Origin of the sequence: Nonomuraea aurantiaca (genome assembly GCF_020215705.1) — a bacterium.
Classification (GTDB): Bacteria; Actinomycetota; Actinomycetes; order Streptosporangiales; family Streptosporangiaceae; genus Nonomuraea; species Nonomuraea aurantiaca.
On sequence record NZ_JAIWNB010000012.1, the window covers coordinates 40037 to 53847 of the forward strand.

Consider the following 13811-nt stretch of genomic DNA (forward strand, 5'->3'; position numbering starts at 1 on the left):
TATGCCTGCCTGGGCCGAGCGGCCCACCCGGTTCGGCGCGAGCGTCAAGGGGCTGGTGCTGGCCCTCATCGTGGCCGCCGTGCTGTTCCCGATCTACATGGTCGTGCTGACCAGCCTGTCCACGCAGGAGGCGGTGTCGAAGGCGGGTGGCCTGGTCACCGTGCCGGGCGAGCTGTCCTTCGCCGCCTACGAGCAGCTGTTCGCGGGCGGGGTGGTGACCCGGTCGATCGGGGTGAGCCTCGGGGTGACCGGCGTCGGGACCCTGCTCAGCCTCACGGTCACGGTGCTGGCGGCCTACGGGCTGTCGCGTCCCGGCTCGCTGCTGCACCGGCCGATGCTGTTCCTCGTGCTGCTGACGTTCCTGTTCGGGCCGGGCATGATCCCGAGCTACCTGCTGGTCAGCTCGCTGGGGCTGATCGACTCGTACTGGGCGCTGATCCTGCCGACCGCCGTCACCGCGTTCAACCTGGTCGTCATGCGGGCCTTCTTCATGAACATCCCGGAGGAGGTCACCGACAGCGCGCGGATCGACGGGGCGAGCGAGTTCCGCATCCTGTGGCGGATCGTGCTGCCCATGTCCAAGGGCGTCACGGCGGTGATCGGGCTGTTCTACGCGGTCGGCTACTGGAACGCCTTCTTCAACGCCACCCTCTACCTCAACGACAACACCAAGTGGCCGCTGCAGGTGGTCCTGCGGCAGTTCGTGCTCCAGGGGCAGTCGATGTTCGTCGGGCAGACGGGTGACACCGCGGTCGGCGGGCACGCGCTGCCGCCGAGCCTGGCGATCCAGATGGCCATCGTGACGCTGGCGCTGATCCCGGTGCTGGTGATCTACCCGTTCGTGCAGAAGCACTTCACGAAGGGCGTCATCATCGGCGCCGTCAAGGGCTGACCGAGAGAGGGCCCCGTGTGGGCCCTCTCTCTCCGCGTTGTCAGGCGGGGGTGCAGGTGACCGTGGCGGGCGGGTCGTTGCTGCTCGTCCAGTTGCCGGTGAAGCCGAACGTGGTGCTCGCGCCCGGGTCCAGCGCGCCGTTGTAGCCGACGTTGGTGACCTTGACGGCGGCGCCGGTCTGGGTGTGGGCGCCGTTCCAGAGCTGGGTGATGGTCTGGCCGCCGGGGAAGGTCCAGCCGACCGTCCACCCGATGATGGCGACGGTGCCGGAGTTCTTCACCGTCACCCCGGCCTGGAAGCCGCCCTGCCACTGGCCGCTGGGCGCGTAGGTCGCCGCGCACGCCTTACCCGGAACCGGCGTCGGTGTGGGAGTCGGGGTGGGCGTGGGAGTCGGGGTCGGTGTCGGGGTGGGCGTCGGCGTCGGAGTCGGGGTGGGCGTCGGGTTGGGGCCGGTACGGTCGCCGTAGATGATGCCGCGGCCGTTGGTGCCGAGGTAGACGCGGCCGTACACGCGGGGGTCCCCAGTGAGCGCCTCGCCCATGTTGGCGTACTGGTGCCGGTCGTCGTTGATCCGCACCCACGAGGCGCCCGCGTCGTCGGAGCGGAACAGCCCGTGCACCCCGTCGATCAGGCCGGCCAGGTAGATCGCCATGTACGAGCCGCCGGGCGCCGCCTTGCCGAAGCCGACGTTCTCGGCCGCGGTGACGTTGGCGAGCCTGGTGAAGGTGGCGCCGGAGTCGGTCGAGCGCCACAGGCCGTAGGTGCCCGCGGGGTCGTACTTGCCGGTCGACGGGGACCCGCCGGCCAGCCAGATGTGGCCCTCCTTGCCGGGCACGGCCTTGAACTTGACGGTAGTGGCGCCGCTGGGCAGCCCGGTGGCGGCGGACTGGGTGAAGGTGGCGCCCGCGTTGGTGCTGACGTAGAACCTGCCGCCGGAGTAGCCGTAGAACTTGTTCGGGTTGACCCGGTCGGAGCGCACCTGCGCCTGGGCCGGGATGCCCGAGGCGGCGGTCCACGAGCTGCCCGAGTCGGTCGAGCGGCTGACCGCCCCGCCGGTCGGCGACCACACCGTGGTGCCGGCGTTGGCCGAGATCGCGACGCTGCCGCCCTGGGTGACGCCGCCCGGCTCGCTGCTGCCCTGCCACCAGTTGGCGCCGCCGTTGGAGGAGAACCCGATGCGGGTCACCCCGGCCGTGTCGTTGTCGCCGGCACGGACCATGTTCGACGGGCTGAGCTCGGCGTAGTCGATGCTCCTGGTGGTGACGAGGTTGGGCTGGGTGTACATCATCGGTGGCACGGCGTCGAGGTTGCTGTGCACGAAGCCGCCGATGTCGCCGACCGCCGAGAGCAGGGGCGCCCCGGTCGGCGGGCTGATCAGGTCGAGGACCGCGGTCTCCTCCAGCCCCTCGATGAACGGCTTGATGGTGATCTTGCCGCCGGCGGCGTCCCACTGCTTGAGGTTGGCGGTGCCGTAGATGGTGGCGCCGGTGCCGTACAGCAGCCGGTTGGAGTCGAACGGGTCGATCTCCATCGCCTCGGTCATCCAGCCGAGCTTGGGCGTGATCTCGGGGGGCTGCGGGTTGCCCATGGCCAGCCACGGATGGGAGGAGACGTCCTGGGTGTAGCGGAAGGTCCGGTTGGGGTAGCCGTTCCAGTCCCAGATCCGCGTCCAGGTGGCGCCGCTGTCGGTGCTGCGGAACATGATGTTGTCCGGCCACCACGACACCTGGCTGGCGACCATGATCGTGCTCGGGTTCTGGCGGTCGATGGTCATGCCGCTGAAGCCGTAGTAGCGGTCGGCGTCGGGGGTCGGGGTGATCTCGGTCCAGGTGCCGGTGGCGGTGGCGTAGCGCCACACCTCGCCGTCCTCGCCCACGTACGGCCCGCCGGTGTTGCCGGTGGCCAGGTAGAGGTAGCCGTTGACGGCGTCGAGCACACCCTTGTGCGGGATGTAGCCGGTCGGCTGGCCGGCCACGCGGCTCCAGGTGGCGCCGCCGTCGGTGGAGCGGTAGACGTTGTTGTCCTTGTCCGCCACCCCGGCGTAGATCGTCTTGGTGGCGGTGCCGGCCGAGCCGGTGCGCGGGTCGAAGGTGATCCAGGGGATGCCCTGGGTCATCGTGTTGTAGTTGTTCTGGGTGTCGTTCGGGTCCTGGGCGAAGGTGCCGACGTTCGGGAAGCTCGTGACCTTGGCCCAGGTGACGCCGTAGTCGGTGCTCTTCCACAGGCCGTTCTTGTTGGCGGTGCCGTAGAAGAGGATGTTGTTCTTGTTCGGGTCGATGACCAGGCGCTCGCCCATGCCGCGGCCCGGCATGTTGCCGCTGCCCTTGAACGGCAGCTCGGTGGCGGCCCAGGTGTTGCCCCGGTCGGTGGAGCGCAGGATCGCGCCGTTGTTGGCGTCCCAGTCGTTGGTGTACATGCCGGTGGCGACGTAGACCCGGTTCGGGTCGACGGGGTCGGTGGCGACGCTGACGCCGCCGACCCAGCTCCACTTGTCCCAGCCGATGCCGTCGAGCAGCGGCGTCCACTTGGTCTTGTCCCAGCGGTAGACGCCACCGATGTCGGTCCGGGCGTAGATGAGGTCCTTCTCCTTCTGGTTGAAGACGATGCCGGGGACGAAGCCGCCGCCGCCGATCTTCACTCCCTTGAAGGCGTACGGATCCGCGGCGACGGCGCCGACCGGCGCCATCCGCACCACCACCATCGCCACGACGACGGCGGCCACCGCGAGCAGGCTGAACAACCTTCTTCGCATGAGCGGTTTCCCTCTCCGGGGCCAAGCGCCCCACAGCAGCAGATGACCGCCATGCACGACCGGGTACAGGACCCTGCCGTCGCCGCTCCAGCGCACATGGTCGCGAGGTCCCCGAACCCTCACTCAGAGGCTCACACAGCCTCCGAGTGAGGTCAATAATTTGGTTATTAACCAAACTTACTTGGTGAGGGTCAGGTCCTTGATCCGCAGGTCGCCCTTGAAGACCAGGTAGAGGTCCTGGATCCCGCCGGCTCCGGACAGCGTCGCCGACACGGTGCCGTACTGGTAGATGCCGCCGGTGGCCGGGACCGCGACGGTGGCCAGCAGCGCGCCCGACGGGGAGCCCGCGCGGACCTCGAAGGAGCCGCCCGCCACCGAGGACACGCCCGCGGTGATGCCGGTGAGCCCGCCGCGCAGGTCGGCGCCGGCGAACTTCAGCCAGTCGCCCGTGGCCGCCCCGACCGCCTCGCCGCTCGCCTTCGAGGTGTCGACCAGGTCCACGCCGGAGTAGTCGTCGAAGTCGATCGCCCGGGTGCTCCTGGTCAGGTCGCGGGGCGGGATCCGCTCGCCGCTCACCTGGAGGGTCGCGCGCTGCCTGATGGCCGAGGAGGAGCCGCCGACGAGGACGTCGTGGGTGGCCGTCTCCACGGTCCACTTGCCGCGGGTGACGTCCCACAGGGCCAGGTCGGCCTTCTTGACGGTCAGCTTCACCCTACGGCTCTCGCCGGGGCGCAGCGTGACGCGGGTGAAGCCGCGTAGCTGCTTGACCGGCTGGGTGACGCGCGAGCGCTGCTGGTGGGTGTAGAGCTGGACCACCTCGTCACCGGTCCGCGACCCGGTGTTGGTGACCTTGACGGTGACGTCATAGGAGTCGCCGCGCGGGGTCACCTTCAGGCCCTGGTATCCGAAGGTGGTGTAGCTGAGGCCGTGGCCGAAGGCGTAACGCGGGTCGCCCCGGTGATAGAGGTAGGTCATCCCGGTCTTGGTGATGTCATAGTTCAGGATGTCCGGCAGGTCGTCGGAGCGGTACCAGGTCTGGGTGAGCCGGCCCGCCGGATTGCGGTCGCCGAAGAGCACGTCGGCCAGGGCGTGCCCGGTCTCGGCGCCCGCGTGGGTGGTCCAGAGCAGGGCCGGGGTGTCCACCTTCATGGTGGTCGGGTAGCTGTCCTCCAGGACGACCACGGTGTTGGGGTTGGCCGCCCGCACGGCCTTGATCAGCTCCTGCTGGCCCTGGCCGAGCGCGAGGGTGGAGCGGTCGTGGCTCTCGCGGCCGTAGACGAACGGGTTGCTGCCGACCACGACCACCGCCGCGTCGGCACCCTTGGCCGCCGCCGCCGCGGTCTTGGCGCCGCTCTGGACGACCTCCCTGGCGAAGTGCGCCGCGGCGGCCTTCGTCCCGGTGCCGAGCGTGCCGTCCGCGCCGACGGTCACGTAGTGCTCGGGGAAGGGCCACCAGCCCTCGTTGACCTCGTAGCCGACGTACTGGATCAGGTACGTGCCGTCCGCCTGGCCCTCCAGCCGGAACTGCTGCTGGACGTACCAGCCGCCCGGGACGTCGGAGTTGGTGACATACGGCCCGAAGTTGCCGGTGAGCAGCTTGCCGTTGCCCACGTTGCGCAGGGTCGAGACGTCGCCGGTCCAGTCGGTCTGGTCCCAGGTCGAGGCGCCGCCGGGCGCGGTGTCGGAGACGACGACGCTCTGGCCCGTGGTGCCGGTCGCGGTGACGTACTTGCCGCTGGCCAGGTCCTTGAGCGCGATCCGGTCCAGCGCGTCGGCGCCGGTCACCGCCGCCCGCGTGCCGAGCCGCTCCTTGATGCCGGCCAGCGGGGTGACCTGGTACGGCATGGTGCCGCCGTACCAGTCGCTGTAGAGGGTGTCCTGCAGCGGCCCGAGCACCGCGACCTTCTTCAGGCCGGGTGAGAGCGGCAGCGTCCTGCCGGAGTTCTCCAGCAGGACCATCGCCTCGCCGGCGGTCTGCCGGTTGAGCCGCTGGTTCGCCGCCGAGTTGATCACGTCCTTGGTGATCTTCGCGTACGGTCCGCCGTCGGGGTCGAGCTGGCCGAGCCGGATCCTGATCGACAGCACGTGCCGCACGGCCCGGTCGATGTCGGCCTCGGTGATCAGCCCTTGGGAGAGGGCGGCCTTGATGTTCGCGGTCATGGGCGCCGGGTCGTCGTTGTTGATCGTGAAGCTGTCCAGGCCCGCCTTGAGCGTCGCGGCGACGGCCTCGGGCTTGGTGTCGTAGTAGTGCTCGTACTCCTGCAGCGCGTCCGGCGCCCAGGCGTCGCTCACGTTGTAGAGGTCCTTGGCCGTCCACGAGCGCACGACCGCGTCGAGGTCGGGGTTGACGGTGTTCGGCCGCCCGTTGACCAGGTTGTAGGAGGCCATCACGCCAGTGGCGGCGTCGTTGGAGATGGCCGGCTTGAACGCGGCCTCGTCGTACTCGTGCTTGATCCTCGGCCGCAGGTTGGAGGAGGTGAGGCTGCGCAGGTACTCGTTGTTGTTGGCCAGGTAGTGCTTGAGGACCGGGGCGGTCTTGAGGTAGACGGGGTCGTCGCCGGACAGGCCCTTGCCGTAGGCGGTGGAGATGGCGCCGGTCAGCAGCGGGTCCTCCGAGTAGCCCTCCTCGTTGCGGCCCCAGCGGGGGTCGCGCAGCAGGTTGACCACCGGCGCCCACACCTGCGTTCCCCACAGGACCGGGTCGATGGCGTTGTAGCCGCGCACCTCATCGCCCACGGCCGAGCCGACCCGCTTGATCAGCTCCGGGTCCCAGGTGCTGGCCAGGCCGACGGCCTGCGGGAAGACGGTGCCGCTGGCCAGCTTCTGGGTCCAGGCGTCGTTGTGGTCGTTGGACCAGGCGACGCCGTGCAGCGCCTCGGTCCCGGCCTTGAAGTACGGCAGGCCGAGCCTGGGGATCGCCGGCTGCGACTGGTGCAGCAGCGAGATCTTCTCGTCGAGGGTGAGCCGGCCCAGGAGGTCGCCGACGCGCTGGTCGAGCGGCACGGCCGGGTCCTGGTACGGCAGGACCGCCGCGGCATGGCCGGGCGCGGCGTTGACGGGCGCCGCGCCCATGGTGACCGCCAGCAAGGCGGCCGCCAGGAATCGCTTCATTCGGGAGCTCCTACTTGATGGCGCCGACCGTGATGCCCCTGGTCAGCGTCCGCTGGAAGATGAGGAAGAACGCGACGGCCGGGACGATGCCGAGCAGCGCCGAGGCGCTGGACATGGTGGCGTCCATGTACTTCTCGCCCTGCAGCACGCCGAGGGCGACCGGCACCGTCTGGGTGTCGTTGGAGACCAGGAAGATGAGCGGAAGGAAGAACTCGTTCCAGGTCCAGATGAAGAAGAAGATCACCAGGACCGACAGGGTGGGCCTGCTGATCGGGACGACGATCCGCCACAGCGCCAGGAACCGCCCCGCGCCGTCCATCCGCGCCGCCTCGAGGATCTCCTTCGGGAACTGCCCGAGCACGGCGCTGAGCAGGTAGGTGCCGAAGGCGGCCTGGATGACGGTGAACACGATGATCACCGACAGCTTGGAGTCGTACAGGCCGGCCGCCTTGGCCAGGTAGTAGAGCGGGTAGGCCAGCGCCTCCTGCGGCAGCGTGTTGGCCACCAGGAACAGCACGAGGATCCACAGCCGGCCGCGTACCCGGCCGATGCCGAGGGCGTAGGCGTTGAGCACCGACAGCACCACGGCGAGCATCGCGACGGAGCCGCTGATCACGAGGCTGTTCAGGAGCTTCTCGCCGAAGTCGACCCGGGTCCAGAACGCGATGATCCCGTCCAGGTCCAGGCCCTGCGGCGGGCTCAGCGGGCTGCCCGCCGAATACTCGGCGGGCGTCTTGAAGGCGTTGAAGGTGACGATGACGAACGGGAACAGCATGACGACGGCGAGCATCGTCAGCGCGGCCAGGATCGGGTAGCGTCTCACGGCTTCCGCTCCTGGAGGAACAGGAAGGCCGAGGTCACCACGACGATGATCAGCGCCAGCACGGTGGCGATGGCCGAGCCGTAGCCGATGTTGGCCTTCTGGAAGAAGTTCAGGTAGGAGAAGTAGGAGGGCACCATCGTGGCGTTGCCCGGCCCTCCCCTGGTGAGCACGAAGATCGGCCCGAACACCTTGAGCGCGGCGATCGTGCACGTCAGCAGCACGACGAAGATCTCAGGACGGATCTGCGGGATCGTGATGTGCCAGAACCTGCGCCACCACGACGCCCCGTCGATCTCCGCCGCCTCGTGCAGGGCCGGGTCGGCCCGCTGCAGCCCGGCCATGAAGATGACGACCGGGTAGCCGAGCTGGAACCACACCATCACCGCCATCACGGTGGCCAGCGCGTAGTCGGGATCGCCGAGCCAGTTGACCTTCAGCCCGAAGATCTGGTTGACCGCGCCGTAGGTCGGGTGCAGCATCCAGCCCCACACCACCCCGGCCACCGCGACGGGCAGCACCTGCGGCAGGTAGTAGGCCGCCCGCAGGGCCGAGGCCGTACGGGGGCCGAACCTCTTGCCGATGTAGTCGAACAGCGCGGCGGCCAGCACCAGCCCGATCACCGTGGGGATGATCGCCATCGCGACGATCAGCGCCACGTTGTTGCGGAAGGACGTCCAGAACCGCTCGTCCGCGAACAGCCGGACGTAGTTCTGCGTACCGACCCAGGTGGGTGTGCCCACCCCCGACCAGCGGGTGAAGCTCGTCGCGACATTCATCACGAACGGCACGACGATGACCGCGGTGAACAGCACCGCGCTCGGGATCAGGTACGGCCAGTACCCGCGTGCTTCTCTAGTTGCCAAGGTCGGCGAGGTTCTCGTTGTACGGCTGGGCGATCTCGTCGAGGACCTTGGCCGGGGGCTTGCTGCCGTTGATGAGGTTCTGGACGCCGGCCACGAGGACGTCGTAGTAGCCGGGGGCCGGCCAGTCGGGGTAGAAGGCCAGCTGGTCCTGGGAGGTGAGCTTGTTGAAGTTGTCGATGAGCTCCTTGCTCTTGGGGTCGGTGATGGCGGCCGGGTCGGCCGCGACGGGGACGCCGCCGGAGTTGCCGAGCAGGTTCTGGATCTCCTTGCTCATCGTGATGTCGATGAAGTCGTAGGCCAGGTCCTTGTTCTTGGACTTCTCGGGGACGACCCAGATGTTGCCGCTGGAGCCGGGGGCCAGCTGGTTGCCGGGCCACAGGAACGAGCCCCACTCGAACTTCTTGATCTCCGTCTGGAACCGGCCGTACCACCAGCTGCCGGACACCATGATCGGGAACTTGCCGCCGATGAACGCGGTGGCCATGTCCTCGGCCTTGATCCCGGCCGAGTCCTTGGCGATGTAGCCCTTCTTCACCCAGTCGGCCATCGTGTCGGCGGCGTAGGTGAGCTCGGGGCCGTGGAAGTCGACCTTGCCCTTGTAGAGCTCGTAGGAGTCGACCCACGCCCGGTTGGCCTTGCTCAGCGCGAGCAGGTAGAAGATCTGCTGGGCGGGGTATTCGGCCCCGGCGGTGGAGATGGGCGTGACGCCGGCCTTGGCGAACTTGTCCAGCGCCGCGGTGAACTCCTCGAACGTGGCCGGCACCGTGACGCCGTTCTTCTCGAACAGCTTCTTGTTGTAGTAGACCATCACGTACTCGCCGTAGTTCGGCACCCCGAACCACTTGCCGGAGCCCATGATGCCCCGGTCGTCATACTTGGCGGTGGTCTGCAGGCTGGCGGAGAGCAGCTTGTCCCAGCCGCGCTTGGTCGCCTGCTCCGACAGGTCCGTCAGCAGGCCCTGCTTCGACAGCAGCCCCGCGGTGGCGTTGCCCTTGTTGTACTCCATGACGTCGGGCGCCTCGTCGGAGTTGAGGACCATGCTGGCCGTCTTCTGGATCTGCTCGAAGCCCTTCTCCTCGAACTTCACCGTCACGCCCGGGTGGGTCGACTCGAACTTCTTGATCGCCGCCGCCCAGGCCTTGCCCATCGCGCCTTCGGCGCTCTCGTAGTGCCACAGTTTGAGCACGCGCGGCTGGCCGCTCGCGGCGGGCTGCTGCCCATCCGAACCGGAGCCGCAGGCGGTCAGGGTCAATGCCGCGACGGCGAGCGCCGCCGCGGCACTTCTCAGCTTGATCATGGTGTCTCCTGGGGGGTGATGACCGCCCGGACCGGCGCGCCCGCCACCGGGGCGAACTCGACCCCGGCGACCCGCTTCGGACCGGTGACGGTGACGTGCAGGGTGTCGCCGTCGCGGGTGGCCTCGACGACGGTCTCGCCGTCGAGGTCGTGGACCGTGCAACGGCCGTCGCCGCCCCCGAAGGCGACAAGGGTGATCTCCGAGGGGACGTCCACGGTGTCCCCAGGCGTGGTGACCGGGATGAGCGCGCCGTACCGGACGAACAGCGGGATCCGGTCCAGCGGCGCCGAGACGGCGCGGTAGCGCCCGCCCTCCAGCAGCTCCCCGGTCCAGTAGTCGACCCACCGGCCCTCGGGCAGGTACACCTGCCGGGTGCCGTCGGGCGTGGTCATGGGCGCGACCAGCAGGTCACGGCCGAGCAGATACTCCAGGTCGGCCTGCCAGGCGACGGGGTCGCCCGGATGGTCGACGCACAGCGCCCGCATCATCGGCGCGCCGGTCCGCGCGGCGTCCACGGCCGCCGAGTAGAGGTAGGGCATGAGCCGGTACCTCAGCCGCAGCGCGGCCACCGCCTCGGCCTCCACCTCGGGGAACTCCCACGGCTCGCGGCTGGTGGTGCCGTGCAGCCGCAGCAGCGGCGACAGCGCGCCGAACTGGGTCCAGCGGACATAGAGGTCGTCGGCCGGGCGGCCGGTGAAACCGCCCGCGTCATGGCTCCAGAACGGCACGCCCGACAGCCCGTGGGCCAGGCCGCCGCGCAGCGTGCTGCCCATCGCCGGGTAGCTGGTGAAGGTGTCGCCGCCCCACTGGGCCGAGTGCCGCTGGCCGCCCAGGAACGACGAGCGGGCCCAGACCAGGCCGTGGCCGTTGACCTCACGGGTCACCTCGGCGACAGCGTCGTTGAACAGCAGCGTGTAGACGTTGTGCAGGTCGGTGCCGGTCATGCCGTTGAAGGCCGTCGCGTCGTGCGGCACGCCCTCGGCGAAGTCGGTCTTGAACGCCTGCGCACCCTGCTGGAGCAGGGGGCGGAGCAGCCCCTGGAACCATGTGACGGCCGCCGGGTTGGTGAAGTCGACGATGCCGCAGGCCGGGTAGGACCCGTGCCAGCAGTCGGCGACGTACGCCTCGCCATCCTGATTTTTCAGGAAATATCCGGCTTCGGCGGCTTGGGGGAAAGCTGGGCTCAGGTGGGAGATGTAGGGGTTCATCCAGAGGCAGACCTTGAAGCCCATCTCGTTGAGCTCGGCGAGCATCCCGGCCGGGTCGGGGAAGCGGGCCTCGTCCCAGCGCAGGTCCGACCAGTGGCCGTCGGTCTGCCAGTAGGTGTCCAGGTGCAGCACGTCGCACGGGATGCCGCGCTCGCGGATCTTCCGGGCCCGCGTCATGACCCGCTCCTGGCTGTCGACGAAGAAGCCCGAGGAGATCCAGGTGCCGAACGCCCACTTCGGCGGCAGCGCCGGACGGCAGGTCAGCCGGTCGTAGCGGTCGAGGATCTCGGGCGGCGTCGGCCCGGCGATCACGTAGTAGTCGATCAGGTCGTCGGGGACGACGATCTGCACGACGCTGTGCGTGGACTGGCAGACGTCGAACTCCGTCGGCGCCCCGCTGTCGACGACGATGCCGTATCCCCTGCTCGACTGGTAGAAGGGCACGTTCTTGTAGGCGCGCTGCGACTCGGCGCCGAAGGCGTCGAAGTTCCACATGACGGGCCGCTGGCCGCGCTTGTCGAGCGGGGTGAACGACTCCCCGAACCCGGTGAACACCTCGTCGGCCGGCGCGGCGAAACTCTCGTGGTAGGCCACGGTGACGCCGTCGGCGTGGGAGCGCCCGAACGGCAGCGTGCGCAGCCGTCCGCTGATGTCGGTGTGCCCTCGGTCCTGCTCCACCAGCGTGGCGCCCGCCGCGTCGGTGAACCGCAGCCGCCAGGGGTCCAGGGTGATCTCCGCGCGTAACGAGCCCGCGTCGATGGTCAGCCCGCCGGACCCGGTCTCCACCCGGGCTCCGGCGTACGTGCCCGGCGTCACCAGCGAGGTCGCCCGGGCCGAGCGGGCGCGCGCGTCCACGTCCTGGCCGAGCCGGACCCGGATCACCCCTTCGCCCGCCACCCGCACCTGTACGACCAGGCTCTCCTCCGCCGAGGTGATGCCCTTCAGCGTCACCCCCGAGTCGTCCACGGCCACCGGCTCGGCGGCGGTCAACGCGGACAGCCCCTGTTCGCCCAGCGTGCGGACCGGCAGCTCCGGCGGGTCGGCGACAAAGTACTCGTGCGCGACCAAGGGCGGGCGGTAGGGCATGGAGGCTCCTTCAAATGACCGGCACGGCTCGCGAGTTAGTTTTCCGTCCCAACCAACAAACGTCAACGGTCGCCTATTAGTTTAGATGCCAGCCAAACAAAAAAGGATGGCATGAGGGTGCCGGGGAGCGCGCGGGGGCCTCGCCTCAGATGCGGGGGCCTCGCCTCAGGCGTGCGGTCAAAGTCTTCAGCAGCCCGTCGGTGGTCTTGGGGCACTCCACCGGACCGTTGCCCTGGTAGACGAGCTTGGTGATCTGGGCTCCGGCCGTGGCGCAGTCGGTGAGCGCGGGGACCTGGCTGTATGGGCAGATCTTCATCCACGAGCCGCCGCCGGACAAGGGGACGCCCGGCAAGGGGTTTCCCAGCCGAGCGTCTTTCTGTGTCTGAGCGTTGAGCTCAGTGGCGATGGCGGCGGCGACGGCGCGCAAGCGCCGCTCCACTGCTACCGCTGGACAGATCCGGAGGCGCAGGAACCGGCGGGCGGATCATGCCGAAGAAGCACAGAATAGACATAATGTTCTCCGTGTGATTCTGGTGTCAGCGGGGACGGGTGCTGCCCCCGCTCTCCACGGTAGAACACCGCGCCCGCCCACATCCTGCCCCGCCAGAGGGCTTGTGACCTGGATTTTCATCCCCCACACCCATGGCGGGACTCAGGCCGCGGTGCCGCCCCCCGCGCTTTGCGCCGCGGATGGGTCGCTGTGGCGTTCCGACTCCGCTGGGAAAGACTACCCCCGGTCAGAGAGCGGCGCTCTCCCGGACGATGAGGCGGTGGGGGACGACGATCTCTGACGGCGTGGGCGCCGAGCCGTTGATCGACTCGATGAGGACGCCCACCGCCAGGCGGGCGATCTCCGCCTTGTCCGGGGCGACCGTGGTGAGGCTCGGCGTACTGTACTCGCCCTCCTCGATGTCGTCGATGCCGACCACCGCCACGTCGTCCGGGATGCGGCGCCCGGCCCGGTTCAGGGCGCGCATAGCGCCCAGGGCGAGCAGGTCGTTGTAGCAGAACACGGCGTCGGGCGGGTCGGGCAGCGCGAGCAGGCGCTCCATCGCCTCTAGGCCCAGGCGCCGGTGGAAGCGGGGGGTCGGGACGATGAGCCGCTCGTCGACGTCCAGTCCCATCCGGGCGTGCGCCTGCCGGTAACCGGACGTGCGCAGCTGCGCGGTCTCGCCGGTCGCGTACGGCTGGTCGCCGATGGCGGCGACGCGGCGACGGCCCTGCTCCAGCAGGTGCCCGGTGGCCGTACGGGCGGCGGCCACGTTGTCGATGGCGACGTGATGGAAGCTGCCGTTGAAGATGTGCTCGCCGAGCAGCACGATCGGCACCCGGTTGCCCCGGCCGCGCAGCTCCTCGGCGGAGATGGCCAGCGGGCTCAGCAGCAGACCGTCGAACATCGTGGCCCGCGAGTCACGGGCCAGCAGCTCCCGCTCCCGCTCGGCGTCGCCGTCGGTCTGGTCGACCATCACCACGTAGCCGTACGCCCGAGCAGCGGTGATCACCTCGCGCACCAGCTCGGCGAAGTAGGGGACGTCCAGCTCAGGGACGACCAGGCCGATCATCCCGGTACGGCCCTGCTTGAGGTTGCGGGCGATCAGGTTGGGCCGGTAACCCACCTCGTCCAGCACGACCTGCACCCGGGCCCGCAGCTCGTCGGAGACCGGCGCGTAGCCGTTGACCACGTTGGACACCGTGCGGATCGAGACGTTCGCCCGCTTGGCGACGTCACGCAACGTTGGACGGGCCATGTTCCTCCTCTGCGGTTGGTGTGATCATAAC

9 protein-coding genes are annotated in these 13811 nt (G+C 69.2%); 1 reads left to right on the forward strand and 8 read right to left on the reverse strand.

From position 1 onward, the window contains the following. Position 1 precedes the first annotated feature (1 nt). A complete protein-coding gene (locus tag LDL49_RS27160) occupies positions 2-892 on the forward strand; it encodes a carbohydrate ABC transporter permease (protein ID WP_225294724.1) in 891 nt (296 codons plus the stop codon). 40 nt (positions 893-932) lie between these two features. Here the strand turns inward: LDL49_RS27160 and LDL49_RS27165 are convergent, their stop codons facing one another. The 8 genes from LDL49_RS27165 to LDL49_RS27200 all read right to left on the reverse strand — a co-directional run bounded on the left by LDL49_RS27165 (position 933) and on the right by LDL49_RS27200 (position 13780). Beyond that, positions 933-3644, reverse strand: a complete 2712-nt coding sequence (locus tag LDL49_RS27165) for a cellulose binding domain-containing protein (protein WP_225294725.1) — start codon at positions 3642-3644, stop codon at positions 933-935. A 177-nt stretch (positions 3645-3821) separates the two neighbouring features. Next, positions 3822-6755, reverse strand: a complete 2934-nt coding sequence (locus LDL49_RS27170; RefSeq protein ID WP_225294727.1) for a glycoside hydrolase family 3 protein — start codon at positions 6753-6755, stop codon at positions 3822-3824. A gap of 10 nt (positions 6756-6765) precedes the next feature. Further along, the gene (locus LDL49_RS27175) at positions 6766-7578 is read right to left on the reverse strand and encodes a carbohydrate ABC transporter permease (RefSeq protein ID WP_225294729.1); all 813 of its coding nucleotides are present in this window, start codon (positions 7576-7578) and stop codon (positions 6766-6768) included. Further along, entirely contained in the window at positions 7575-8441 is an 867-nt protein-coding gene (locus LDL49_RS27180) for a carbohydrate ABC transporter permease (RefSeq protein ID WP_225294731.1), read from the reverse strand. The genes LDL49_RS27175 and LDL49_RS27180 overlap by 4 nt, the downstream gene beginning before the upstream one ends. Continuing rightward, positions 8431-9738, reverse strand: coding sequence for an ABC transporter substrate-binding protein (locus LDL49_RS27185; RefSeq protein ID WP_225294733.1), 1308 nt, complete (start codon positions 9736-9738; stop codon positions 8431-8433). Before LDL49_RS27185 ends, LDL49_RS27180 begins: the two co-directional genes overlap by 11 nt. Further along, positions 9735-12032 (reverse strand): TIM-barrel domain-containing protein, encoded by a 2298-nt coding sequence (locus LDL49_RS27190; protein WP_225294735.1) that lies wholly within the window; start codon positions 12030-12032, stop codon positions 9735-9737. The genes LDL49_RS27185 and LDL49_RS27190 overlap by 4 nt, the downstream gene beginning before the upstream one ends. Positions 12033-12177: 145 nt before the next feature. Beyond that, the gene (locus LDL49_RS27195; protein ID WP_225294737.1) at positions 12178-12459 is read right to left on the reverse strand and encodes a hypothetical protein; all 282 of its coding nucleotides are present in this window, start codon (positions 12457-12459) and stop codon (positions 12178-12180) included. Between the two features lie 310 nt (positions 12460-12769). Next, positions 12770-13780 carry a LacI family DNA-binding transcriptional regulator gene (locus LDL49_RS27200; RefSeq protein WP_225294738.1) on the reverse strand — a complete coding sequence of 337 codons (1011 nt, stop codon included), beginning with the start codon at positions 13778-13780 and terminating at the stop codon, positions 12770-12772. Between the last annotated feature and the right edge of the window lie 31 nt (positions 13781-13811).